Origin of the sequence: Bradyrhizobium sp. HKCCYLR20261 (genome assembly GCF_051168435.1) — a bacterium.
Classification (GTDB): domain Bacteria; phylum Pseudomonadota; class Alphaproteobacteria; order Rhizobiales; family Xanthobacteraceae; genus Bradyrhizobium.
This window is the reverse complement of sequence record NZ_JBNPUZ010000017.1, coordinates 124766-146626: the sequence shown is the minus strand read 5'-3', so window position 1 is coordinate 146626 and position 21861 is coordinate 124766. Positions and strand designations below refer to the sequence as shown.

The 21861-nt window shown below is 66.3% G+C and carries 25 protein-coding genes; 13 read left to right on the top strand and 12 right to left on the bottom strand.

The features are described from left to right. Positions 1 to 55 precede the first annotated feature (55 nt). The 4 genes from ACQR1L_RS29040 to ACQR1L_RS29025 all read right to left on the bottom strand — a co-directional run bounded on the left by ACQR1L_RS29040 (position 56) and on the right by ACQR1L_RS29025 (position 3812). A complete protein-coding gene (locus ACQR1L_RS29040; protein ID WP_434861341.1) occupies positions 56 to 937 on the bottom strand; it encodes an SH3 domain-containing protein in 882 nt (293 codons plus the stop codon). 60 nt (positions 938 to 997) lie between these two features. After that, positions 998 to 1825 carry a DUF2066 domain-containing protein gene (locus ACQR1L_RS29035; RefSeq protein ID WP_434861355.1) on the bottom strand — a complete coding sequence of 276 codons (828 nt, stop codon included), beginning with the start codon at positions 1823 to 1825 and terminating at the stop codon, positions 998 to 1000. Positions 1826 to 1841: 16 nt separating this feature from the next. Continuing rightward, the gene (locus ACQR1L_RS29030) at positions 1842 to 2141 is read right to left on the bottom strand and encodes a copper-binding protein (RefSeq protein ID WP_434861340.1); all 300 of its coding nucleotides are present in this window, start codon (positions 2139 to 2141) and stop codon (positions 1842 to 1844) included. An 819-nt stretch (positions 2142 to 2960) separates the two neighbouring features. After that, positions 2961 to 3812 carry a 3-hydroxybutyryl-CoA dehydrogenase gene (locus ACQR1L_RS29025; protein ID WP_434861339.1) on the bottom strand — a complete coding sequence of 284 codons (852 nt, stop codon included), beginning with the start codon at positions 3810 to 3812 and terminating at the stop codon, positions 2961 to 2963. Between the two features lie 181 nt (positions 3813 to 3993). Here ACQR1L_RS29025 and ACQR1L_RS29020 point away from each other — a divergent pair, with 181 nt between their 5' ends. Further along, the gene (locus ACQR1L_RS29020) at positions 3994 to 4452 is read left to right on the top strand and encodes a hypothetical protein (protein ID WP_434861338.1); all 459 of its coding nucleotides are present in this window, start codon (positions 3994 to 3996) and stop codon (positions 4450 to 4452) included. 15 nt (positions 4453 to 4467) lie between these two features. Here the strand turns inward: ACQR1L_RS29020 and ACQR1L_RS29015 are convergent, their stop codons facing one another. Then, positions 4468 to 5064, bottom strand: coding sequence for a chlorite dismutase family protein (locus tag ACQR1L_RS29015; protein WP_434861337.1), 597 nt, complete (start codon positions 5062 to 5064; stop codon positions 4468 to 4470). Positions 5065 to 5311: 247 nt separating this feature from the next. On the opposite strand from ACQR1L_RS29015, the gene ACQR1L_RS29010 reads away from it, so the two are divergent. From ACQR1L_RS29010 to ACQR1L_RS28965, 10 genes are all read left to right on the top strand, one after another. Beyond that, positions 5312 to 5509: a hypothetical protein gene (locus ACQR1L_RS29010; protein WP_434861336.1), complete on the top strand. Its 198-nt coding sequence runs from the start codon at positions 5312 to 5314 to the stop codon at positions 5507 to 5509. A gap of 121 nt (positions 5510 to 5630) precedes the next feature. Beyond that, positions 5631 to 5837 carry a hypothetical protein gene (locus ACQR1L_RS29005; protein WP_434861335.1) on the top strand — a complete coding sequence of 69 codons (207 nt, stop codon included), beginning with the start codon at positions 5631 to 5633 and terminating at the stop codon, positions 5835 to 5837. Between the two features lie 117 nt (positions 5838 to 5954). Continuing rightward, positions 5955 to 6740 carry a DUF72 domain-containing protein gene (locus ACQR1L_RS29000; RefSeq protein WP_434861334.1) on the top strand — a complete coding sequence of 262 codons (786 nt, stop codon included), beginning with the start codon at positions 5955 to 5957 and terminating at the stop codon, positions 6738 to 6740. A gap of 28 nt (positions 6741 to 6768) precedes the next feature. After that, complete coding sequence (locus ACQR1L_RS28995; RefSeq protein ID WP_434861333.1) at positions 6769 to 7302, top strand: DUF4142 domain-containing protein; 534 nt, start codon at positions 6769 to 6771, stop codon at positions 7300 to 7302. Between the two features lie 469 nt (positions 7303 to 7771). After that, on the top strand, positions 7772 to 8509 hold the full coding sequence (locus ACQR1L_RS28990) for a Crp/Fnr family transcriptional regulator (RefSeq protein WP_434861332.1): 738 nt from the start codon (positions 7772 to 7774) through the stop codon (positions 8507 to 8509). A 72-nt stretch (positions 8510 to 8581) separates the two neighbouring features. Beyond that, the gene (locus ACQR1L_RS28985) at positions 8582 to 10654 is read left to right on the top strand and encodes a sensor histidine kinase (RefSeq protein ID WP_434861331.1); all 2073 of its coding nucleotides are present in this window, start codon (positions 8582 to 8584) and stop codon (positions 10652 to 10654) included. Positions 10655 to 11175: 521 nt separating this feature from the next. Next, entirely contained in the window at positions 11176 to 12063 is an 888-nt protein-coding gene (locus tag ACQR1L_RS28980; protein ID WP_434861330.1) for a hypothetical protein, read from the top strand. A 135-nt stretch (positions 12064 to 12198) separates the two neighbouring features. Further along, positions 12199 to 12405, top strand: coding sequence for a hypothetical protein (locus tag ACQR1L_RS28975; protein ID WP_434861354.1), 207 nt, complete (start codon positions 12199 to 12201; stop codon positions 12403 to 12405). Between the two features lie 117 nt (positions 12406 to 12522). Beyond that, the gene (locus ACQR1L_RS28970; RefSeq protein ID WP_434861329.1) at positions 12523 to 12915 is read left to right on the top strand and encodes a hypothetical protein; all 393 of its coding nucleotides are present in this window, start codon (positions 12523 to 12525) and stop codon (positions 12913 to 12915) included. 80 nt (positions 12916 to 12995) lie between these two features. Beyond that, positions 12996 to 13670 (top strand): HAD family hydrolase, encoded by a 675-nt coding sequence (locus tag ACQR1L_RS28965; protein WP_434861328.1) that lies wholly within the window; start codon positions 12996 to 12998, stop codon positions 13668 to 13670. 14 nt (positions 13671 to 13684) lie between these two features. Here ACQR1L_RS28965 and ACQR1L_RS28960 read toward each other — a convergent pair whose 3' ends face one another. From ACQR1L_RS28960 to ACQR1L_RS28950, 3 genes are all read right to left on the bottom strand, one after another. Then, a complete protein-coding gene (locus ACQR1L_RS28960; RefSeq protein ID WP_434861327.1) occupies positions 13685 to 14521 on the bottom strand; it encodes an HD domain-containing protein in 837 nt (278 codons plus the stop codon). A 374-nt stretch (positions 14522 to 14895) separates the two neighbouring features. Next, positions 14896 to 15780, bottom strand: a complete 885-nt coding sequence (locus ACQR1L_RS28955; protein WP_434861326.1) for a hypothetical protein — start codon at positions 15778 to 15780, stop codon at positions 14896 to 14898. 214 nt (positions 15781 to 15994) lie between these two features. Then, complete coding sequence (locus ACQR1L_RS28950) at positions 15995 to 16177, bottom strand: hypothetical protein (protein ID WP_434861353.1); 183 nt, start codon at positions 16175 to 16177, stop codon at positions 15995 to 15997. A 209-nt stretch (positions 16178 to 16386) separates the two neighbouring features. On the opposite strand from ACQR1L_RS28950, the gene ACQR1L_RS28945 reads away from it, so the two are divergent. Together ACQR1L_RS28945 and ACQR1L_RS28940 are read left to right on the top strand one after the other, a co-directional pair. Beyond that, positions 16387 to 16620, top strand: coding sequence for a DUF6894 family protein (locus ACQR1L_RS28945; protein ID WP_434861325.1), 234 nt, complete (start codon positions 16387 to 16389; stop codon positions 16618 to 16620). Positions 16621 to 16751: 131 nt separating this feature from the next. Beyond that, positions 16752 to 17141 carry a hypothetical protein gene (locus tag ACQR1L_RS28940; RefSeq protein ID WP_434861324.1) on the top strand — a complete coding sequence of 130 codons (390 nt, stop codon included), beginning with the start codon at positions 16752 to 16754 and terminating at the stop codon, positions 17139 to 17141. A 15-nt stretch (positions 17142 to 17156) separates the two neighbouring features. On the opposite strand, the gene ACQR1L_RS28935 is transcribed toward ACQR1L_RS28940, so the two are convergent. The 4 genes from ACQR1L_RS28935 to ACQR1L_RS28920 all read right to left on the bottom strand — a co-directional run bounded on the left by ACQR1L_RS28935 (position 17157) and on the right by ACQR1L_RS28920 (position 21716). Further along, positions 17157 to 18083 (bottom strand): 2-hydroxyacid dehydrogenase, encoded by a 927-nt coding sequence (locus tag ACQR1L_RS28935; protein WP_434861323.1) that lies wholly within the window; start codon positions 18081 to 18083, stop codon positions 17157 to 17159. Then, positions 18080 to 19378, bottom strand: a complete 1299-nt coding sequence (locus ACQR1L_RS28930) for an ArgE/DapE family deacylase (RefSeq protein ID WP_434861322.1) — start codon at positions 19376 to 19378, stop codon at positions 18080 to 18082. The genes ACQR1L_RS28935 and ACQR1L_RS28930 overlap by 4 nt, the downstream gene beginning before the upstream one ends. Before the next feature lie 37 nt (positions 19379 to 19415). Continuing rightward, on the bottom strand, positions 19416 to 20702 hold the full coding sequence (gene gabT, locus ACQR1L_RS28925; RefSeq protein WP_434861321.1) for a 4-aminobutyrate--2-oxoglutarate transaminase: 1287 nt from the start codon (positions 20700 to 20702) through the stop codon (positions 19416 to 19418). A gap of 120 nt (positions 20703 to 20822) precedes the next feature. Further along, the gene (locus ACQR1L_RS28920) at positions 20823 to 21716 is read right to left on the bottom strand and encodes a LysR substrate-binding domain-containing protein (protein WP_434861320.1); all 894 of its coding nucleotides are present in this window, start codon (positions 21714 to 21716) and stop codon (positions 20823 to 20825) included. Between the last annotated feature and the right edge of the window lie 145 nt (positions 21717 to 21861).

Here is a 21861-nt window from a genome sequence, read left to right as displayed (position 1 = left end):
TCAACCCTACCGGTGCGCGACATTCACAATCCGGACACCGCGCGCGGCGCCGGCGTCAGTGCCGCCGGAAACCGCCGACGCGACCACCTCCGCCGCGCGGAGAGCCGACGGCCATGCGCGATCCCCCCATCGCGGGACCGCCGCCGAAATGGGCCATCCCGAGCGGCGCCGAGCTTCCGGCGGTCACCCGCATTCCGCCCATCTGGGCGCGAGCGCTCTGCGGCACCCCGACCAGCCCAACGGTCCGCGCCGGCATGACTTGCGCAGGAGCCCGGGCAGGAGCTGCGGCCATAGGGGCTGGTGTTGTCGGCATGCGAGGCCCGGCGGGCCCCGCCACCGGCGCCGGTGTTGCCCCAGTCGCCATGCGCGGGGGCATTGCCGGGCCACCTGCCATCCCGCCGCCGCCAACACCGTGAGCAACGCCGCCGGGCGCTCCGCCAATCATGCCGGGCCGCGGTGAATGATGCGCAACGACCGGCGGATGCCGCTGCCAGTAGCGGTGCCAGAACGCGTGCCGGTGGAACCAGGGACGTCCGATGTAGAAACTGCTCCAGTAGGTCGTCAGCGTGAACGGGACGACGGGCACCACCTCGACGTAGTCGGGCACATAGACGTAGCGTTCGCCATAGAGATAGGCCAGCGTCCGCGCCGCCACCCAGCCGCGCTCGCGGGCAGAGCTGACATCGCACCACGCGCCGCCGTCGATGCAGCCATGAACCGTGACGCGCGCGCCGGCCGGAATGCGTTCGACGGCCGGAAAGCCGGGGCCCGGACCGGCGCGCATCGTGGCGGCGGTGCGGAGCAGCCCTGGAGCGGCGGCCAGAGCGGTGGAGGCCGGCGCGGCGATCAGCAGCGCTGCAACGAGATATGTCCTGAGCTTCACCACGGCATCCTCCTGATGGTTGTCCGGAGCCACCACAGCCAAGATGGACGTCATCGTGGCTGTGCGAGCTCGAGCATGCGGCAGGAGGGATGGTTACAGCCTATCGCGGCAACCTCACGGCGATCCGTTGTCCGAGAGAATCTGCGCGGCGCCGCCGAGCGCGCGGCGGAACGCCTCGTCGAACGTTACGCCGCGAAATTGCCACCGGTGCGACTTGCCGGCGTAGTCGAGGCGCCATTGAGTGGACCAGGCCAGCTCGGCATCGTCCCACGTAAGATGGCCGAACAATTGAACGTCGGCCGCGGGCATGTGAGCCGTGAGGGCCGCCGGCGTGGCCTGAATGAGATCGATGCCGTCGAAGCCCACATTCGCCACCGCGCTAGAGTTCGGCAGAACGACGTCGAGACCACGCTTGCCGGCTGCGGCATAGAGCGCGTCGCGCTGCAGATCGGATTGGCGGCCATCCGAGACGACGGCATAGCTCCGACCGCCCGGCGTCATCACGATCATCGCCGCCGTCATCGGGCGCCGTGCCAGCCACGGCTTGACGTGGAGGCCAACTAGCAGATCGTCGATCTTCGGGCGGTCGAACATCACCGTGAGATCGTATGGCCGGTCGCGCGTGCCCTGCTCATCGCGCTTGGGCTTGCCCGACATCTGATCGTGATAGTTGAAGCGCGTCACGAACTCAGCCGCGCGCGCCTTCAGCGGAGCAAGCCGCGGATCGCCGCTCAGCTGAAAGGCGCCGGAGACCTTGATCAGCACGTCTTCCAGGCATGCTGCGAAACCGACCTGGCGATTGTCCGCGCCCTGCCCGGTCACGACGGTCTGCGCCTGATAGAGACTGTCGGTCTCCGCGCCCGCGATGCCGAAGGCTCCGACCGCAAGCCAGAGCCCGAGACACCACGACATCCACCAGCACGGAACGCCGAGCCGGGTCATCGCCGTCAATCGCGAACTACTTCTGCCGGTCGAGCTTGGTGATCGTCTTCGTCGCTCCGCTGTCGGAGGTCGTGAACGTCACGCGGTCGCCGGCATGGATGTTCTCAATCATCGCGCTCTCCTTGACCTTGAACTCTTCAGCCGCGCCAGCCGCATTCGCGCCGACGGTTCCATTCTGAACGCGTTTGATCGCAATGGTGCCGTTCAGACGATTGATGCTGGTCACCATCCCCGCCGTACCCTGCTCTGCGGCAAGCGCGGGCAGACCGGACGCGAGAATCGACATCGTCGCCAGAGTGATCCCAACTGCCTTCATCGCTGTTCTCCTGCTTCGCTTCGCGGCAAACAAAACACCACGAATTCTTTGGTTCCCGGAACCTGAACTTCACATGAAGCTCAACGCGGCCCTTTGCCGCGCCAGTGATCATCATCCGTTCGAGCGAAGACGCTCATCCTCGCCAGCAACGATCCACGCAGGCTCGCGGTCGACAGCATGTAATCGTCTCACGTAAAATGTCATCGGGTGAAATCCGGGATTCTCCGGAAGCGTTGCACGGCAGCAACGACGCGGATGTAACGCCGAATTCATCATCGTGTCACGATGCAGCTTGACATGCTCCGCCGGCAGGAGGACCGTGCTATGCGCGTCGGTTGGTTCGCTGCCGTCGATGATGGCGGGAGCGATGTCCGAAGTGCAACGGACGAACCGATGACAAAACGAACCGATGACAAGGAGGCTCGATGACTCCACCTCAGTACCAAGCGCGCTGATCGCGACGGTTATCGTTTCGGACCATCGCAGAGCGCCCATCGCGAACGGCACGCCGGGCCCGGCTTAGCGGGCTACATCAGCGAGGCATGGCCCCTTGCCCACCCGGCGCTGTGCCGTCCGTCCTTCGACGCGCGGCATCAACTCTCGGCAGTCACCTCTCGTCAATCACCCCTCGTCAGCCCGATCGCGTTAGCTGTCCATTATCCAGCTATCCAGCCCAGGCGATCGCTTCAACGATCGTCGCGAGCCGAAATCTGGCGCGCCGGATGTCCGGCCCCCTTCGTGTATCCGGGCGTCAACGCTCTTTGCCAGAACGGAGTGGCGCGATGGCCGCAGCCATCGCGCACGACCCATGCGTCATTGTTACTTGCTGTAGTCGTAGAAGCCCTTGCCCGTCTTCCGTCCAAGTTGGCCAGCGGCCACCATCTCCTTCAGCAGCGGCGCCGGACGATACTTCGGATCGTTGAAGCCGTTGTAGAACACCTCCATCACCGACAGCATCGTGTCGAGACCGATGAGATCGGCCAGCGCGAGCGGCCCGATCGGATGATTGCAGCCGAGCTTCATGCCTTCGTCGATATCGGCGGCCGTCGCGATGCCTTCCGAATACGCGAAGATTGCCTCGTTGATCATCGGGCACAGGATGCGGTTCACAGCAAAGCCCGGGCTGTTCTTGGCGGTGATCGCGACCTTGCCGATGCGCTTGGTGAAATCGGCGGCCGCCGCATGCGTGGCATCCGAAGTCTGCAGGCCGCGGATCAGTTCGAGCAGCGCCATCATCGGCACCGGATTGAAGAAGTGCATGCCGATGAAGCGGTCGGGCCGGTCGGTGGCCGTGGCGAGCTTGGTGATGGAGATCGACGAGGTGTTGGTCGCGATCAGCGCTTCGGGCTTCAGGGCCGCACAGAGATCCTTCAGGATCTTGAGCTTCAACTCCTCGTTCTCGGTCGCAGCTTCGATCACGAGATCGCAGCTCGACAGCTTGCCCTTGTCGGTCGTGCCCGTGATGAGCGCCAGCGCCTTGTCCTTGTCGGCGGCGGCCATCTTGTCCTTCTTGACCAGGCGATCGAGACTGGAGCCCACCGTCGCCAGCCCACGCGCCACCGCCTGCTCGGAGATGTCGACCATGACGACCGGTACGCCGGCTGCCGCGCAGACCTGCGCGATACCGTTGCCCATGGTGCCCGCCCCGATGATGCCGACCGTCTGAATCATTGCTGCTGCCTCTCCGTCGCTTGTCCGCGGGGACCCTGCCCCGTTCTGCGCCCGTGCTTAACAGGCTATCGCGCGGCCGGGTAGACCCCAGGCCGGCGGCACAGGAACGGATGCGAGCAGCTTCCGTTGGTCGTTGGCTCGGCCCAATGGACGCGCCGGGCGCAGCAGCGCGGAGGCGGACATGGACGGCGGAGCAGCGACATTCTGGGGCTGGGGAATCGGCATCGTCATCCTCGGCCTGATCCTCGCTTATGCGGCGACACGGTCGGGGCGCCTGCGGCCCGGCGAACGCGCCAGGCTCGATGAACGGACGCGGGACTCACTCGCCGCGCATGACCAGGCGGAGCGCGTCAGCGGCGCCGGCTCACATGTGCCGGGCATGCAGAGCAACACACCCTATGCGCTGCTTATTCCGATCGTCGTGGTCATCGGCGCCATTGCGCTGATGTTGTGGTCCTTCGCCGGCGACCGCGGCCCGCGCCAAGCTGCCGAGGGCAACGCCCCGCAGACAAGAAGCCAGCAGACCACGGGCGCCGCGCCGAACCAGAGCCAGCCAGCCGCTCCGGCCCCGGCAGCGCCGCGCAATGACACCGGCAGTGACAGCGCGCGCGGCGCGGCCCCGCTCACCAAGAGCCAATGACCGAGGCAGGCGGCGCTAGTCGCTCCCGGCCGGCTGCCGCCGCAGCCTGATCTCGACTTCCCGCTCGACGAAGTCCCATTCCCGGGTGGCGCGCAGTTCGGCGAGGAGATCGTCGAAGGCGCGCTCGTGCTCGGGCGCGAACTCGAACCAGGTCAGAAAGTCGAAGGGCTCCGGCGTTTCGAGATCGCGGCAATGATGCAGCCGCCGCGCGACCGGCGGCAGATATCGCAGCCCGATGCTAGTGTGACGTGACTGGTCCTCGAAGATCGCCCGCCGCTCGTCCTGCGGCAGATCCCACCAGGCGCCGGACTTGCGGATCGGGATCAGCGCCGCGCAGGTCGCCTCGGTCCGTCCGAGGCCGGCCTGCACAGAGCCGAGCGCGCCCTGCTCGGTCCGCGTCGTATATCGCATGTTGCTGGTCACGCCGCTCAGCGACCACACAGCATGCTCCGCCGCAACCCGGCCGGACCGCACCTGCAACCGGTCGACCGTGGCAAGCGGCGCGCCGCGAAAGGCGCGAATCTCCACCACCGACCAAGCTCCCTCGGCTCCGCCGATGAACGAGAACAGACGTTGATTGACCATCACGTTGCGCGAGAACCTCCGGCCCATCGTCGATCATCGTGCTGCGAGCGGACGCAGGCAATCGCAAAACGCAGGCGTCTCCTGCCCATCTGTTGGGCGCAGCATCACCGATTTGGGAAGCGCGATCGGAACGCACGCTGATGCCCGAAGTTCTCCGCGGGCAGGCAACGGGCGCTTGCGTCGGCGAGCATGATTGCCGACGGCGTCGAAAATGCGGTCTGGCGCGTCACAACGTCCGGAAGCTCAAGCATCTTTGTAAAAAATGGAGAACGGCATGGGACTGGCACAATACGCGATCGTCGCGGTCGGCGATCACTGGAGCGTGCTGCACGACGGCAACGCGCATGGCGACTACGCCACCAAGGAAGCGGCCTTCGAGTCCGCGGCAGCGGCAGCAACGCTGGCGATCAAGCAAGGCCATGAGGTCCATCTAAGCATTCCCGGGAACGATCCGGATCGTTCGAACAACTAATTTCGACTGCGTTGCGATCGATTATCGTTCCGCTGATCGTGATCTGCACACTAACGTGGGTTAGCGACAGCGACGCGCCAACGTCGGAAGCTTCTGTGGGGGTCGACACAGGAGATCCGCGATGGTGATGAAGAGAAACCGACAGAAGCATACGATCTCGTTCGGCGACAGACTTCAACGCGCGGCTGCCGCGGCGCGGCAGGCTGCGGCACGACTTCCCTCTGGTCCGGAACGCGATCTGATGTTGAAGAAGGCGATGCAGGCCGAGACGGCCGCGCACATCAACGAGCTGCTCAGCGCACCCGTCATGCATGCCGCACAGCGCTGACGAGCGGATATTCGCGTCGAACATGTCGCCCCCCGCCTGATATTCCCTGCCAATCATTGTTGGAACGAGCGGCATTCGAGTGCGTCTTTCCGAGATCGGACGCTCGGTGAGGCGTGAATGGCGCGTGTTCTGGTCGGCACATCGGGGTGGCACTACGGCTCCTGGCGCGGCGCCTTTTTTCCCCTGGGCTTGTTGATCCGACACCAGCTGTCCTACTACGCCAGTCAGTTCGACACGACGGAACTGAACGGCGTCTTCTACCGGACGCCGACGGACGCGGCGGTGCGGGGCTGGCACGACCAGACCGGACGGGACTTCGTCTTCGCCTGGAAAGCATCGAAGTTCATCACACGTTGGAAACGGCTGTCCGCCCGCTCGGCCAATAGTCTCGAACTGCTGGAGAGCAGGTTGTCCCTGCTGGGCGAAAAGGCCGGGCCGGTGCTGTTTCAACTGCCGCCGCAATTCGAAGCGGATACCGACCGTCTCGGCTCCTTTCTGAAACTGCTGCCGGCCCACCGACGCTACAGTTTCGAATTCCGTCACCCGAGCTGGTACACGCCGGCCGTCATGCGCCTGCTGCGGAATGCAAACATCTCGCTGTGCCTGTCGGACCATCACGATGCACCGGCGCCATGGCGGCGCACCGCCGATTTCGTCTATGTGCGTGGGCACGGGCCCGGCGGCCGCTACAAGGATAACTACCCGGACACAACGCTCGGGGCCTGGGCCAAGCGCATCCGTGCGTGGTCGGCCCACGGCATCGACGTCTACGTCTATTTCGACAACGACCAGAAGAGTGCGGCTCCCGCCGACGCTTTGCGGCTACGACGCCAATTAGATGCGTCCGGTCACGACGGCCGTCGCGGGTCTCGCAAGGAACATCGGCGTCAGCTCTCGGTTTAGGTCTGCAACCAAACGAGAGGAACGATTCATGAGACGCACGCTCATTGCGCTCGGCTGCCTGATGCTGGCGGGCCCTGCCCTTGCTCAATCCGTCGGAGAGAAGACCGGCGTCAATTCGGCGCTCGGCATCGCGCCGAGCACGGAGGACTTCGTCAAGCAGGTCGCCATCAGCGACATGTTCGAACTGCAATCGAATCAGCTCGGCGAGCAGAAAGGCAACGCGCAGGAAAAGACCTTCGCCGCGCAGATGGTCAAGGACCATACCAAGACCTCCAGCGAGCTGAAGAGCATGGTCGAAAGCGGCAAGGTCAAGGCGACATTGCCGACGGCGCTCGACAGCGCGCATCAGAGCAAGCTGGACAAGTTGAAGGCCGCCAACGGCAAGGAGTTCAGCGACGACTTCTCCGACATGCAGGTCAGCGCCCACAAGGACGCGGTGTCGCTGTTCGAGCGCTATGCCAAGGGCGGCGAAAATCCCGCCTTGAAGGACTGGGCTGGCAAGACTCTCCCGGCCCTGCAACACCATCTCGACATGGCGCAGAATCTCGACAAGGCCAAGTGAACGACGTCGCGCCGGTGTGAAACGGCGCGCCCTGCTCGGATCGTCCGGGCCGACCGAACGAGCGCTGGTCCCTCGCGGTCCAGCGCTCACCACCCGCGCTTCGCGCCGCGCGGCCGCCAGCGGGCACGGATCAGGCGATGCTTTGCCAGACGAGCGCGACCTGTTTCAGTGATTGTTTGTCAAACCCATTGCGGATTGCATGAGATCTTCGGGCCAGCGAGCCATTGTCGGAACATCGGCTCGCTGGTTGTACCCGGATTGATTGCCCTTCTCATTAGTGCGACGCCAGTTCACCTGCGGCCGATATCGTTGCCGTTCCGCTCCGCTGATGAGTTCGTTGTGCCGCTCCTTCTCAATGGTTCCATCGCTCATCGAGAAAGATGCAGCTTCAATGTGTCGCCGTGCTAACATAGGTTATTGAAGCAAGACGTCCTGGAACCCCTATAAGCCCAATTGGGGGAACCGCTCCTTGAGTCATCTCGTCCGTAAGCTCGAGAATTTCGTCCGCCTTTCGGCGGCCGACCGCCTGATGCTCAACCGCGCCGCGGCGCAGCGGGTGAGGACTTTCGCGCCGCGGACGGACATTGCCCGCGAGGGCGAGAAGCCCAAGGACGTCCATCTGATCCTCAACGGCTGGGCCTGCCGCTACAAGCAGCTCGAGGACGGCCGCCGCCAGATCGTGTCTTTCTTCCTTCCCGGCGACATCTGCGATCTCAACATCTTCATCCTGCGCGAGATGGATCACTCGATCGGCACGATCACCTCGGTCTCGATCGCCGATCTGCCGCGCGAATTCTTCGACGAGATCAGCGCCGGTTATCCGCGGATCGCCACGGCCTTCTGGTGGGAGACGCTGGTCAATGCCGCGATTCAGCGCGAATGGACCATGAATCTCGGGCAGCGTACGGCGTCCGAGCGGATGGCGCATCTGTTGTGCGAGCTGTACTTCCGGCTCCGTCTCGCCGGTCTCGCTGACGCCAACAGCTGCAGCTTCCCGCTCACCCAGGCCGATCTCGCCGAGGCGACCGGGCTTTCCAAGGTGCACGTCAACCGCACGCTCCAGGAGCTGCGGGCGAGCAACCTGATCGTGCTCAAGGGCAAGATGCTGGTACTCCCCGACCTCGAGCGCCTGATGAGCGCCGGCCTGTTCAACGCGAATTATTTGCATTTGGAGCGCGAAGGTCGTCAACTCGACGCGAATGAATGAGACGGTCGGCACGCTCGGCAAGACGGATTGCGCAGTGCTGACCGGCTCGGGCACTCTGCCGGGGAAACGGCGATGGTCGAACAGCGGATGGTTGACGGCAGCTTCGAGCAGGAGATCGTGCAGCGCCTCGGCCTGGTGCCCAACCTGTTCAGACCCGCCCCACCCGCACCGGACAGCACCCGGCAGCTATGGCAGTTCGCAAAATCGGCCTATCTCGATGCTCCCCTTCCGGACCTGTTCAAGGCGCGTCTGGCGGTCCACCTGTCCCGTCTTGGCCGCTCGCCCTATTGCCTGGCCAGGCATTTCGGTTTTTTGATCGGACAGGGACACCCTGAAGGCGCCCATGCGTACGATCCGGAGGCGATCGCGCGCGCCCGGCCGTTGCTGACGCGCCCCCTGGCCGACCCAGTGCGTATCGGGGCGTCGTTGGACCGGCTCGAAGCCAGCCCGGCACCGCTGGATATTCCCGCGCCCGACAGCAATGGAGAGGCCGACCTGTTCGACGCGGCAGCGGCGCTGTTCATGCAGGGGGACGCTGCGGACCGGGCGCGCTGCATCCTCCGCCGCGTCTTGGGCAGCGACCGTTTCGAGCTGCTCGCCGCCCTGCTCACCTATTTGCGGATGGCGCAGTTCTGGGCCGACATGCACCCAGACCTCAGGATCGACCCCGACATTCAGGCCCTGCTCCAGGCCGCACCCGAACTTGCCGAGAGCCTGCGCCTCGAAGAGCTTGCAGCGGCCGCGGACTCGCGTCCCGCCGCCTCCGGGCCGAACGGCAGCCACGCCAGCGATCACCGGCTGCAGCGCCTGCTGGAGATCGACTCGGTCGGCGTGCTGTTCTTCGATCATGCCGAGGGCACCCTGATCGATGCCAACGACGCGTTCCTGGACATGACCGGCTATTCCCGTCAGGACGTGGCGAGCCGCCAGCTGACATGGCAGGTCCTGACGCCGCCGGAATGGATCGAGCGGTCCGCCGCCCAGGTCGAGCTGTTGCGACAGACCGGCCGGATCGGTCCCTATGAGAAGGAATACTTCCGCAAGAATGGCGAGCGGTCCTGGATGATGTTTGCCGGCCGCGATCTCGGCGACGGCACGCTCGTCGAGCTCGCGATGAACATCGACGACCGCAAGCGCACCGAAGCCGCCCTGCGCGACAGCGAGGCGCGCTTTCGCCAGTTCGGCGAGGCGTCCTCGGACGTGGTGTGGATCCGAAACGCCGACAGCCTGCAATGGGAATATCTGAGCCCAGCCTTCGAGGCGATCTATGGCGTCCCTCGCGATGCCGTGCTGCAAGGCGACCACCTCACATCCTGGCTCGACCTGATGCAGCAGGACGACCGGCCGCGCGTCATGGAAGGCCTCGAGCGCGTTAGGCAAGGGGAGCGTGACAGCGTCGACTTCCGCGTCATCAGGCGGACGGATGGCGCCGCGCGTTGGCTGCGCATCCGGAGTTTTCCCATGGTCGATCACGCCGGCCGCGTGCAGCGAATCGGCGGCATCACCCAGGACATCACGGCGCTGGTCTCGGCGGCCGAGGACGAGAAATTGCTGCGCGCCGAGCTGCAGCACCGCGTCCGCAACCTGCTCGCCGTGATCCGCTCGATCATCCGGCGGACCGGAGATTCGAGTGACAATGTCGAGGATTTCGCCAGTCATCTCGAGGGGCGGATCGCGGCGCTGTCGCGCGTCCAGACCGTCGTCACCCGCGACCCGCTCGCCGGCTTCGATCTCGCTGAGCTGATCGCCGATGAGCTGCGTGCGGGCGCCGCGCGCGAGGACCGGCAGATTTCGCTGTCCGGCCCGCCGGTGCGGATCAACGCCAAGGCGGCCGAGAGCATCGGGCTCGCCATCCACGAGCTGGCGACCAACGCCTTGAAATACGGCGCGCTGACCGTGCCGCGCGGCTTCATCAGGATCGAATGGCGCCTCGACGAAAGCGATGCGGACCACTGGGTGGTGATCACGTGGAAGGAGACCGGCCTGTCGGGCCGCCCGCTCGACTCGTCACGGTCGGGCTTTGGGACGATATTGCTGGAGCAGATGCTTCCCTACGATCTTGGCGCGCATGTCGATCGACGCTTCGAACCGAACGGGCTGCGCTGCGAGATTCGGCTGCCGGCCGCCGACATCCTGAAGCGCTGAACGCGCCTCTTGCGAGCCCGTATGGCTCCGACAGTCGGCAGTAATGGCCGGTCAGGTTCCAGCAGCCCCGCGCCATCGGCATAGCCTTCGCCGTTCATTCGGGCTATGCTTCAAGCCTGCGGCCTGAGGTAGAGGCCGCTGGCATCGCGCAACCGCCTTGTCTTCGCCCAGGTTTGGGCTGATACGGCTGAGCGCGGCGCAAAACAGTGAATTCGCCGAGCCTCGAGGCCGCGGAATGATGATGGGACGTTCCGAGGCATCCGGCTTAGCCAGCAACTACGATCGCCGTGCTCACGCAAGAGTGTGAGCACGAGGGACAACCGGTATCCAGGTTCTGTGCGGATGCGGCCGATCGGCCGAGCGTCGCATGACGTCAGCGTCATGTGCCGCGTGGCCGTCGGGCGCAGGACGATGAAGCGTTGGTACGACAGCGTTAGTACGACGACGTGTTGGTACGACGACCATCGGGACAGAGCCGAGCGCCGCCGCCGAGGCGGACGACAACGGAGGACGGAGCGTCAATGCTTGCAACGACGACCACGAAAGACAGCGATCAGCAGCCTCACGCGATGATCGATCCCGATATCGTGCTGGCCGCGCGCGCGGATCGCGCAACCGTCGAAGGCGAGCGCCGCAGCGCGCAACGGCCGCCGGACGTTCCTCTTCCCAAGATCGATCCTGAATTCCGCGCGCAGGCCAGCAGCAATCCCGCCGCATCTCGAGAACGGAGCACGCTGGCAACGTGGGTCGTCCGCACCGTTCTCGCCGTGCTGTTCGCGGTCGGCAGCGCCGTCGCGGCCGCCGCCTGGCAGAGCTATGGAGATCAGGCCCAGGAGATGATCGCGCATTGGATGCCGCGGATCTCGCTGGTGTCGAATGCCGACAGGGATGGCTCCGCGACGCCGGCGGCAACGTCGCCGCAGGAGACCGTTGCCGCGGCACCGGCGCAGGACCATGCGACGACGGGCGCGATCGGCCCGACCGGCGGCCAGGACCAGGCGCAGCTGCTGCAGTCGATGGCCAACGACCTTGCCGCCCTGAACCAGCAGATCAGCGAGCTGAAATCGAGTCTGGCGCAGTTGAAGGCCGGCCAGGAGCAGATGGTCCGCGACATGGCCCGGGTCGCCGAGGCCAAGCCGGCCGACCGCCCGAGCGAACGGACGGCGGAAGCGAGGCCGTTCGACCAGCGCGTGATCGAGCAGGCCATCCGGCCGCGCCCTGCCCCGCGCCCGGCGACAGCGGCCGTGACGCCGGCCCAGCCAGCGGCCGCAGTGCCGCACCGGCCCCGTCCCGCGGCGCCGTCCACGGCCAGCATGGTTCCACCGCCGCCGGCTCCGATGGCGCTGCCGTCCGCTCCGGCACAGGACCCGGACCAGCCCGTGGTGCGTCCGCCGATGCCGGTGCGCTGACCCGGGCGGCCCTGGGTGAATTCTGGCCCGGAACATCGCTTGCCCGAGCCCACCTACGGAGATCAACGGAACTTGTGGCCACGAGGCTTTTGGAGCTAAGCCATTGCGCCTGACATGCGCATTGCCGAGGAACTCATGAGCCTGACCGATCCGACCAGCCTGTCCGCCTCCGACCTCGCAGACCGCATCGCGATCCTGCGGGACAACATCCGACAGATCACCGAGCAGGCCGCGTCGCAGTCGGGCGCCGCCGATGAGGAACGCAATGCCGACCGCCTCGCGCAACAGAGCGAGGAACTGGAGGTCCTGCTCAAGGAGCAGGAACGACGGCTGAACAAGTAACTGGTCGTTCGTCCGGTTCGCGGCCGATCAAATCGCGCCTGTTGCAGCGCGCTGAAACTTGCTCCTGGCAGACCCGCAGGCTAGCCTCCCTGAAAACAAATGGGAGGATGCCAGGGTATGCGAAATGGTGTGCGTTGCACTTTGATCATCGCGGCAATGCTGGCGGCGACGGCTTCAGCTCGCGCCGAGCCGCGCCATACCTACACGACCATGGTGCTGGAGGCGTTCGCCACCAAGGTCGAATGTCCCGGGATCGATGTCGTCTATCAGGACCTCGTGCAGAAGGCGCAGGACATGCACCTGCCCGACGGCACGACCGAAAAGGTCCGCAAGGCCATCGCCTACATGCACACCGGCGGCAAGATGGGCGAGAAGCAGGACGATGACCTGATGGCCGAGGTCGCCGTCGCCACGCAGGCCATCGACATGGATCAGCGCCGCCTCGGCATGACGAACTGGTGCGAGGAGCACAAGAAGACGCTGGCCGGTTTCATCCGACCCAAGGGCTGATGTGGGCTGACAGGAACCGATGACGGCCGCTGCCGCTTGGCTCGCAGCGGCCCTCCTCATGTCCGCCCGGAGAAAGACCCATGCGCCTCGAGACGGCCTTCCTGTTCGACCTCGATGGCACGCTGGTCGACAGCGTCTATCAGCACGTGCTCGCCTGGAAGACGGCGCTCGATGCAGAGAACATCGAGCTCTCGGTCTGGCGCATCCATCGCAAGATCGGCATGAGCGGCGGCCTGTTTACCAACCAGTTGCTGCGCGAAACCGGCTTCGCCATCGAACCCGATCGGATCGAGCGGCTGCGGCAGGCGCATGCGGACGCCTACCGGAAGCTCGGCGGTCAGGTGCGTCCGCTGCCCGGCGCCCGCGAGCTGCTCGCCTTCCTGACCGACGCCGGCATTCCCTGGGCGATCGCAACCAGCGGCCGGATGGAAACGGCGTCCGTCAATCTCGCCGCGCTCGGGGTCGATCCTGGGCAGAGCCCGGTCATCACGCGCGACGAGGTCCGCTACGCCAAGCCCGATCCCGACCTGTTTCTCGCCGCGGCCGCCCGCCTGAACGCGCCGATCGAGCGTGCCGTGGTGGTCGGCGACAGCATCTGGGACATGCTTGCCGCAACGCGCTGCCGCGCGCTCGGCGTCGGCCTGCTGAGCGGCGGGTATGGTTCGGAGGAGTTGCGCCAGTCCGGCGCCATCCGCGTCTACGAGGATCCCGCCGACCTGCTCGAGCATATCGACGAGGTCGGCGGCCGGCGCTAGATCGCGCCGCGCTGTCAGCTCTGCGGGCCTGAGAGTGAGATGTCGCGCTCGGCGCGGAACACGTTGGCGTAGAGGTTGGCGATCCACTGCCGTCCTGTCGAGGTCATGTTGAGATATCGGATCTCGGTCTGGATGTGCGGCGCGACGCTGTTCCAATAAAACTGCGGATAGCGGTTGACGATGTCGGCCGGCGACTCGTAGCCGAGCTGCCGGTTGATGCCGACCTCTTCGAACTCGTGGTACAGGGCGTTGGCCTTGCGGATGTAGTTGGGATCGCCGAGCTGTCCGATCAGGTCGGCGGCGCGTACGATCGACTGCTCCTCGTCGAACTGCTGGCCGGCGAGCGGCGGAAAGCGCGTGCCTTCGATCGCACGCGCGATGCGGTCCTTGTCGAGCGGCGCCATGCCCTCGATACGGTTGATCACATAGAGCTTGGAGCGATCGACGTGGTACGGCATCAGGCTGGCGTCGGACGACCCGCGCGGCAGGCAGATCTTGCGGCCGCCGCGATCGACGATGAACCCGTCTGAATCATCCTCCCTGAACAGGCCGCGGACATAGCCGATATCGTGCAGCAGGCAGGCCATGATGACATGCACATAGTCGTCGGCCGTCATGTGCGTGTGCAGCGCCCGTCCGCGCATGATCTCGTGACCGGCGAGCGTGACCAACAGCGTGTGCTCGACATTGTGGTAGAGCGCGTCGCTGTTGCCGATGCATTCCAGCGCGACGCGTGCGGCGCCCGGCAGGATCTCGGCCAGTTGCGTTTCCGAGGAGCCAAAACGACGGCGCATGTAGGAGCTGAGAAACCGCTCCAACGCCTCTGCCGCCAGCTCCGGTAAGGTGATCATCGTTGCTGCCCCCGCCTCAGACAGCCCAAACACAACTATGAAAGACGCAACGCCCGAAAACACAAATCACGAAAGCGCGGCTCAGCATGGCACTGCGGCCGCTACGGCACCGACGTCAGCTCACGACATCGCGGCGTCCCGTCCGCTGATGTCGGCGAGCATAGCCCAGGTCGCAGGGGTCGGCCACATCCGGATGACGAGGACCGGGAATTTGCGGGCAAGATTGCTTGTCCGCCACACCTGAGCAGCTCATGTTCGCGGCGCTGCGGTGCTGATCCGGATCACCCCGGGCCCCGCGCACCGACACGTTTCAGGCCTCGGGCCGGCGGCGACGGCACAAGCACCGATTGCAGTTGCATCGGGCGCGCCTCCACTCAGGCGACGTCCGCGCGGGGGCTTTCCTCGGCCGGCGCAGCCAGCACATCGAGGTCGACGAGCGCCGGATCGTCCGCCGCAGGCTCGCTCTGCTGTTGGCCGCCACCATGCACATGCATCAGCGTCTGCACCCGCCGCGCATTGAGATAGTCGACATGCTGATGCGCGAGCGCCAGCGGCAGGAGCGCCTTGGGCAGCGCCGTCATCGTGTAGGCCGCGACGCGCTTCACCTCCTCGCCCTCCTTCCAGGTCAGCGGGCTGAGCGTGTAGATCATCTGGCGGTCGGTCTCCGGCGCCGGCAGTTGCCTCGTCTCGGGCGGCGCCAGCAGGGCGACGTTGATGTTGCCGGCGCGTGTGCGCGTCGCCGCCGCGCGAAGCTCCCAGCAGATCAGTTCGGCCGCCGAGAGCACCTCGCGCCTGATGTCGTCGACATCGGAGGCGAAGCGGCTGGCCTCGCTCAACGCCGCGCGGCCGCGCGTGACCGCATCGACCAGCGCCGCCGCGCCGATCTCGAAACGCGGCACGGCCTGCTCGATCGCGGACACCACCGCCTCGATGTCGTTGGCCGCGCGGTCGCGATCGCGCTGCGCGATCGCCTCCGCAAGCGCGCGCTCCGCGAGAATGATCTGCTCGTCATATTCGGCCACGGACGCGCGCAGCGCCTTGGCCTTCTGCTCGACGGACTGCATCTTCGCTTCGGCGCGGTCGAGCTGGCCATTGCTGGCGCCGGCCTTCGCCAGCCGCTCCGCCTCGACGCGCTTTTCCTCCAGCGCCTGCTCGGCCACGCGCAGGCGTTCCGTCAGCCGCTGCCGCGCCGCCTGCTTGTCTTTCAGCGCGCGCTCGAAAATCTCGACCGGGCTCAGCTCACGCTTGAAGAAGACCATGGCAATCATCCCTGCACGGCGGGCGCGCCGGCAACGTTGGTCGGCAGCGAATCGACTGCCGAATCATGTTGCCCGATTCTTGCGTGGAAATTGGGTCGGAAACCAGGATGAGATACGGCGCACAAGCTCTTGACGGTCCGCAGCGCGCCCCGCCGTCGGCTCGGCAGAATCGACCGGGCAGCATCCTGCATCAGCTGATTTTCGGAAATCGCCGTCAGCTCTGATGCGGTCCGCGCATCATCTTCATCGCGTCCACGATATGGCGCCACTCGCGGGCTTCCTCGGTGTCACCGCTGCCCTCGCATTGCTGCGCCTTCTGGGCCGCCTGGGCCACTGCGCCCGCACCGTGCATCTCGAGCATCTGCCGGGCGATCGCATGGATCTGGATTTCAGACATCATGCCTGGCTCCTCTCGCGAATTGGAAATCTCGGCGACAACCCTCGCCGGCATGATGCGTTCCGTGAGCTGCGTCACTGCGCGACGGGTTCCAGCGGCACAAGCTACCTCCCGTAATTTACCTTACGTGCTCAATCCGATTTCGCGCGGATGCGTGCGCTGTTATGCCAGTGAGGCGATTCGCCTGATGGCGATTTGAGGAGACGGACATGACGCAGGTCTTCTTTCACTGCTCCAATCCCGATGAGTTCCTCATCGATCGCCGTGGAACCGCGGTGCTCGACCTCGCCGAAGCCTGCGATCATGCCGAGCGCGTGATGCATTCGCTCATCGCCTCGGAGAGCGATGAGGATTGGCGCGAATGGGTCGTGCACATTTCCGACGATCTCGGCGAGGAGATCATCGCCATGCCGTTCACGGACGTGCTCGGCGCGATGCATTGAGCGGCACTGCGCGCTTGTCGTGACAGCGGCGACAATACGGCCGCTTTGAGGTGAGTTGAGCGCCGCACATCGCATTGTTCTCGCCACATTTGTCCGCCATTTCGTCGCCGTTGCGACGGAGGGGACATTCAATGACCAGACTGTTGGCCACCTCGGCCCTGGCGCTCACCTTGATGGCATCGACGGCTGTTGCCGACGAGCACCGCGGCGGGGACGCCGCATTGGGTGCATTGTCGGGCGCGGTGGTGTTCGGACCCGTTGGCGCAGTTGCTGGCGCCGTTGTCGGCTACACCGCAGGTCCGTCGATCGCGCGCTCCTGGGGCTTCCGCCGCTCGCGCGCCGCGCGCTCGCAGCAGGTCCGGCGTCCGGTGCGGGATAGCCAGGCTGCAATGACCGAGCCGATGCAGCCGCAGCAGGCGGCGCCCCGGATGGCTGCTCCGCCGGCGCGCACCGCAGCCGCGGCTCCGCCTGCGCCAGAGCCGCGCGGTCCCGTCGCGCCGCCGGTGCAGACGCTCGAATAGGTCGACGCCGGCGGCTCAGTAGCCGCGGGCGCGATCGACAACGTTGAGCAGCGGCTCGCCGCGCAGCAGCCGCCGCGCATTCTCAGCCACCTGCAGCGCGATCGTCTCCCAGGAGGCGATCGCCGCCATGTGCGGTGTGACCAGCACGCCCGGCTCGCGCCACAGCGGATGATCCGCCGGCAGCGGCTCCTGCTCGAACACGTCGAGCACTGCGCCGCGCAGATGGCCGCTGCGCAACAGCGCCACCAGATCATCAGCCACGAGATGCTCGCCGCGGCTGCACAGGACGAGCGCGGCTCCCTTGGGCAGCCGGCTCAGACGTTCGGCATTGAGCAGGCCGATGGTGGAGGCTGTCAGCGGCAGCAGCGAGACCAGAATCTCCGTCTCGCTCAGGAACGCATCGAGCGCATCGGCGCCGTGATAGGCGCGCACGCCCGCGATCGTCTTAGGCGAGCGCGACCACGCACTCACGGTGAAGCCGAGCTCGACCAGACGCGACGCCGCCGCGGCGCCGAGTTCGCCGAGCCCGAGGATGCCGACCTTGCGGTCCCGTGCCGCGCGCTGCTCATAGCGCTGCCACACGCCGTCGCGCGAATTGCTCACCACGCGATCGAAATCGCGATGAAAGTACAGCGTGCTCCACAGCACGAACTCGGTCATGGCCGAGGTGATGTCGGGATCGACGATCCGGCACAGCGGCAGGTCCGGTACCGTCGGATCGGACAGGATGTTGTCGACGCCGGCCGCGATCGCGTGGATCAGTTTCAGCTTCGGCATCGACGCGAGCGCACCCGCTTCCGGCTTCCAGCACACCGCGATGTCAGCCTCGCGCGCGGCCGGCTCCGGCCACGACGCGACGGTCACGCCGGGCAGTTCGCGGGCGAGCACGGCCTTCATCGGATCCATCAGCCCGGGACGGCTCAACAAAGCGACGGTAATCATGCCTTGCGCAGCCCGCACCATTGCGCAACGAACATCGCGATCGAGAGCGTCGTCTTGCGCACGCTGTCGAGATCGACGCGCTCGTCGAACGCATGCGGCCCGATGCCGTAGGGCCCGTAGCACAGCGCGGGGATGCCGTAGTCGACGGAGTAGTAGCGGGTGTCGTTGACGGCGGTGGACAGCCGCACGTCGAGCGGCTGCTCGAACACGCGCGCATGCACTTCGGCGAGCGCGGCTTCCGCGGCGCTGCCGGGCTCGCACACCGCGGGATCGGCCTGGAAGCCGCTCCACACCAGCTCGACCGGATTCTCCGACAGGAAGCTGTCGGCCGCCTGCGCCTTGGCAAGGCACCGCTCGATGCCGGCCATTGCCTGCGCGGGCGTCTCGCCGGGCAACACGCCGAGGCGGCAATCGAGATCGCACCAGGCCGGCGTCGAGCTCGCCCAGTCGCCGCCCTTGATGATGCCGACGTTGAACTTGATCGGATTCTTCACGCCCGAGAACCACGCATTCGAGGTGGCGCGCGCGTTGATCTCGCTGGTGTGCTCCTGGAACGCGCGGATCAGATGCATCGCCGACAGGATCGCGTTGGTGCCGGTCTCGGCATAGGCAACGTGCACCGGCGTGCCGCGCACGCGCAGCCGGAACCAGATCGCGCCGACCTGGGCCCGCGTCAGCGTGTGGCCGGTCGGTTCGGGGATCAGGCACGCGTCAGCCCTGTAGCCGCGCATCAACGTCGAGAGCGCGCCGTTGCCGGTGCTCTCCTCCTCCGTGACCGTCTCCAGATGGATGCGCCCGTCCGGCACGAAGCCAGCCGTCTTGATCGCGTCGAGCGCGAAGATCATCGCGGAGACGCCGGACTTCATGTCCTGCGCGCCGCGGCCGATCATCCAGCCGTCGCGCACGATCGCCTCGTAAGGCGCATCGCTCCACAGATCGGTCGGCCCCTCCGGCACGACGTCGATGTGTCCCTGCAGGATCAGGCTGCGGCCCTTGCCCTCGCCGTCGAGCGTCGCCACCACCTGCTTCGATCCCTCGAGCGGGATCGTATCCATCGGCGCCGCCTTGGGATGTTTCATCAGGTCGACATCGGCCAGGCTGAAGCGGTCGACCTTGTAGCCGCGCGCTTCGAACTCCTTCGCGAGCCACTCCTGCACCGGCGCTTCCTCGCCGCGCAGGCTGCGGAACTGCACCAGTTGCTGCAGGAAGGCGACCTGCTGCTTGAAGTTGGCATCCACAGCGGCGGCGAGCCGCTCCATCACGTCGTTCGGCACAGCCGCCGCAGTTTCAGTCACGCAAAGCCTCCAGCCTTCCCATTCATCTCCGGCTGCCTCAGGCAGCCAGGCATTTCTCCAGGATCGCGAGCCCTTCATCCACGATCGCGTCCGACGCCGTCAACGGCACGAGGATGCGGATGGTGCTCGCCGTCACGCCGCAGGATAGCAGAATGAGTCCGTTCTCGTGCGCCACACGGGTCACGCGCCTGGTCATCTCGGCATCCGGCTCGTCGCTGCCGCGTTGCTTCAGGATATCGAATGCAACCATCGCGCCAGGACCGCGCGGCTCGGAAACCGGAACCAGGTTGTTGGCGCGCGAGAAGCGCGCGATCGCGGCGCGCAGCCGGTCGCCGATCGCGTTGGCGCGGTCGAGTAGCTTCTCCTGCTCGAACACGTCGAGCACGGCGAGCGCGGCCGCGCAGGCCAGCGGATTGCCGCCATAGGTGCCGCCGAGGCCGCCCGGCTCCGCCGCATCCATGATCGCGGCGCGGCCGATCACGCCCGACAGCGGCATGCCGCCGGCGAGGCTCTTGGCGACACAGATCAGGTCGGGCTGCACGTCGTAGTGCTCCATCGCGAACATCTTGCCGGTGCGGCCGAAGCCGGTCTGCACCTCGTCCGCGATCAGCACGATGCCGTTGGCATCGCAGATCCGGCGCAGGCCGCGCATCAGCTCCGGCGGCGCTTGGTGGAAACCGCCCTCGCCCTGCACCGGCTCGATGATGATGGCCGCGACCTGCGAGGCATCGATGTCGGCCTTGAAGATGAAGTTGATGTAGGACAGCGTGTCCTCGACCGAGACGTTGCTGCCCGCGATCGGGAACGGCGCGTGCCACACGCCCGGCAGCGGCGGGCCGAACGGCTTCTTGTAGGGCATCACCTTGCCGGTCATCGCATTGGCGAGCGCGGTGCGGCCATGGAAGGCGCCGGTGAAGGCGATGATGCCGCTGCGCCCGGTCGCGGCGCGCGCGATCTTGATGGCGTTCTCGGTCGCCTCGGCGCCGGTCGTGAGCAGGATCGACTTGGCGGGGCCTGCGATCGGCGCCAGCGCATTCAGCCGCTCGCTCAAGCGAACGTAAGGCTCGTATTGCAGCACCTGGAAGCAGGTGTGGGTGAAGCGGTCGAGCTGGGCGCGGATCGCCGCCACGACATGCGGATGGCAATGGCCGGTGTTGAGCACGGCGATGCCGCCGGCGAAGTCGACATAACGTTTGCCTTCGACATCCCAGACTTCGCTGTTGAGGGCGCGGTCGGCGAACAGCGGCGTCGCGTAGCTCACGCCTCTGACGACGGCCTCGTGCCGACGCGCCAGCAGGTCTTCGTTTGCAGCCTTCGCAGTCATGTGGGCTCGACTCCTCGCAGGAAAAAGGTCGAGACGCAGGCTAGGAGCGTGGCGGTCGCGATCAATCAGCTTGTTCCCGCCGACAGGTGACTCCAATGCACCAGACCCCGGGACTGCCGCTCACAGCTGAGGAGCGAGCACCTTCTTCAGCCACGCCCGCAGCGCGACGATCGCCGGCTCGTCCCAGCGCTCCCGCAGTGCGACCAGCTGGTAGGCTCCCATGTGGATCGTGGACGGGATCACCTCGATCAGCGCGCCGCTGCGCATGTCGTCCGCGACCAGCACCTCATTGGCGAGCGCGACACCCTGCCCGATTCTGGCGGCCTCGATCGCGAGATGCGCATGCCACAGCCGCTGGCCGCGCAGGGTGACGTGGTCCGGATGGCCGGCCAGTTCGAACCACTGCTCCCATTGCGCGGTCGACTCCTCGTGGATCAGCGACGCCTTGGCGAGACCGGGCAACGTCGCGATCGCCGGGAAGCGCGCGAGATAGGCCGGGCTCGCCACGGGGAAGACGCGCGGCCGCACCAGCGCCTCCGCCGTCAGCGGACTGCGCATCTCAGTCGCTTCGGCATAGACGATCTCGGCGTCGGCCTCGCCGCGCGCGAGGTCGGGATGCGCGAGCGTCGGCTGCAGGTTGATGTCCCAATTGCGCGGCGGCCCGGTCAGCTCCGGCAGCCGGGCCAGCAGACGCCGGTTGGCGAGGCCGGGAATGCACCAGATGTTCAGCGTCGGTCGGGCCGCGGGGCGCACCTGCGTGGTGGCGCGGGCGATGATGTCGAAGGCCTGGGTGACCTCGGCGTGGAACTGCCGGCCGGCATCGGTCAGCGCCAGACCGCGGCCCTCGGCGCGCACCAGCGCCACGCCCAGGCTGCGCTGCAGGTTCTGCAGATGACGCGACACGACGGTGTGGCTGACGGCGAGCTCGTCACCGGCGGCGCGCACGCTGCCCTTGCGGCCGACGGCCTCGAAGGCACGCAGCGCGATGAGAGAGGGCAATCGAGGTCGCGTCATGCTCGCACAGTCGTCCGCCTGCGCGAACCGCTCCCTCGCCGCCTGTTGGCGTGCGCCACCATCAATGGTCACGCGGCTGATGTCGGAACGCCGGCCACGTCGGCGACGTCCGTTGATCGAACGCGAGCGCTCCGATCGAAGCGCC

Coding starts and splice junctions, on each gene's coding strand:
- gabT (WP_434861321.1), bottom strand. CDS start 20,702: ATGACTGCGAAGGCTGCAAACGAAGACCTGCTGGCGCGTCGGCACGAG.
- ACQR1L_RS28980 (WP_434861330.1), top strand. CDS start 11,176: ATGCTTGCAACGACGACCACGAAAGACAGCGATCAGCAGCCTCACGCG.
- ACQR1L_RS28985 (WP_434861331.1), top strand. CDS start 8,582: ATGGTCGAACAGCGGATGGTTGACGGCAGCTTCGAGCAGGAGATCGTG.
- ACQR1L_RS28955 (WP_434861326.1), bottom strand. CDS start 15,780: ATGGTCTTCTTCAAGCGTGAGCTGAGCCCGGTCGAGATTTTCGAGCGC.
- ACQR1L_RS28920 (WP_434861320.1), bottom strand. CDS start 21,716: ATGACGCGACCTCGATTGCCCTCTCTCATCGCGCTGCGTGCCTTCGAG.
- ACQR1L_RS28965 (WP_434861328.1), top strand. CDS start 12,996: ATGCGCCTCGAGACGGCCTTCCTGTTCGACCTCGATGGCACGCTGGTC.
- ACQR1L_RS28940 (WP_434861324.1), top strand. CDS start 16,752: ATGACCAGACTGTTGGCCACCTCGGCCCTGGCGCTCACCTTGATGGCA.
- ACQR1L_RS29010 (WP_434861336.1), top strand. CDS start 5,312: ATGGGACTGGCACAATACGCGATCGTCGCGGTCGGCGATCACTGGAGC.
- ACQR1L_RS29025 (WP_434861339.1), bottom strand. CDS start 3,812: ATGATTCAGACGGTCGGCATCATCGGGGCGGGCACCATGGGCAACGGT.
- ACQR1L_RS28935 (WP_434861323.1), bottom strand. CDS start 18,083: ATGATTACCGTCGCTTTGTTGAGCCGTCCCGGGCTGATGGATCCGATG.
- ACQR1L_RS28960 (WP_434861327.1), bottom strand. CDS start 14,521: ATGATCACCTTACCGGAGCTGGCGGCAGAGGCGTTGGAGCGGTTTCTC.
- ACQR1L_RS29005 (WP_434861335.1), top strand. CDS start 5,631: ATGGTGATGAAGAGAAACCGACAGAAGCATACGATCTCGTTCGGCGAC.
- ACQR1L_RS28945 (WP_434861325.1), top strand. CDS start 16,387: ATGACGCAGGTCTTCTTTCACTGCTCCAATCCCGATGAGTTCCTCATC.
- ACQR1L_RS29015 (WP_434861337.1), bottom strand. CDS start 5,064: ATGGGCCGGAGGTTCTCGCGCAACGTGATGGTCAATCAACGTCTGTTC.
- ACQR1L_RS28975 (WP_434861354.1), top strand. CDS start 12,199: ATGAGCCTGACCGATCCGACCAGCCTGTCCGCCTCCGACCTCGCAGAC.
- ACQR1L_RS29035 (WP_434861355.1), bottom strand. CDS start 1,825: ATGACCCGGCTCGGCGTTCCGTGCTGGTGGATGTCGTGGTGTCTCGGG.
- ACQR1L_RS29020 (WP_434861338.1), top strand. CDS start 3,994: ATGGACGGCGGAGCAGCGACATTCTGGGGCTGGGGAATCGGCATCGTC.
- ACQR1L_RS28950 (WP_434861353.1), bottom strand. CDS start 16,177: ATGTCTGAAATCCAGATCCATGCGATCGCCCGGCAGATGCTCGAGATG.
- ACQR1L_RS29000 (WP_434861334.1), top strand. CDS start 5,955: ATGGCGCGTGTTCTGGTCGGCACATCGGGGTGGCACTACGGCTCCTGG.
- ACQR1L_RS29040 (WP_434861341.1), bottom strand. CDS start 937: ATGACGTCCATCTTGGCTGTGGTGGCTCCGGACAACCATCAGGAGGAT.
- ACQR1L_RS29030 (WP_434861340.1), bottom strand. CDS start 2,141: ATGAAGGCAGTTGGGATCACTCTGGCGACGATGTCGATTCTCGCGTCC.
- ACQR1L_RS28995 (WP_434861333.1), top strand. CDS start 6,769: ATGAGACGCACGCTCATTGCGCTCGGCTGCCTGATGCTGGCGGGCCCT.
- ACQR1L_RS28970 (WP_434861329.1), top strand. CDS start 12,523: ATGCGAAATGGTGTGCGTTGCACTTTGATCATCGCGGCAATGCTGGCG.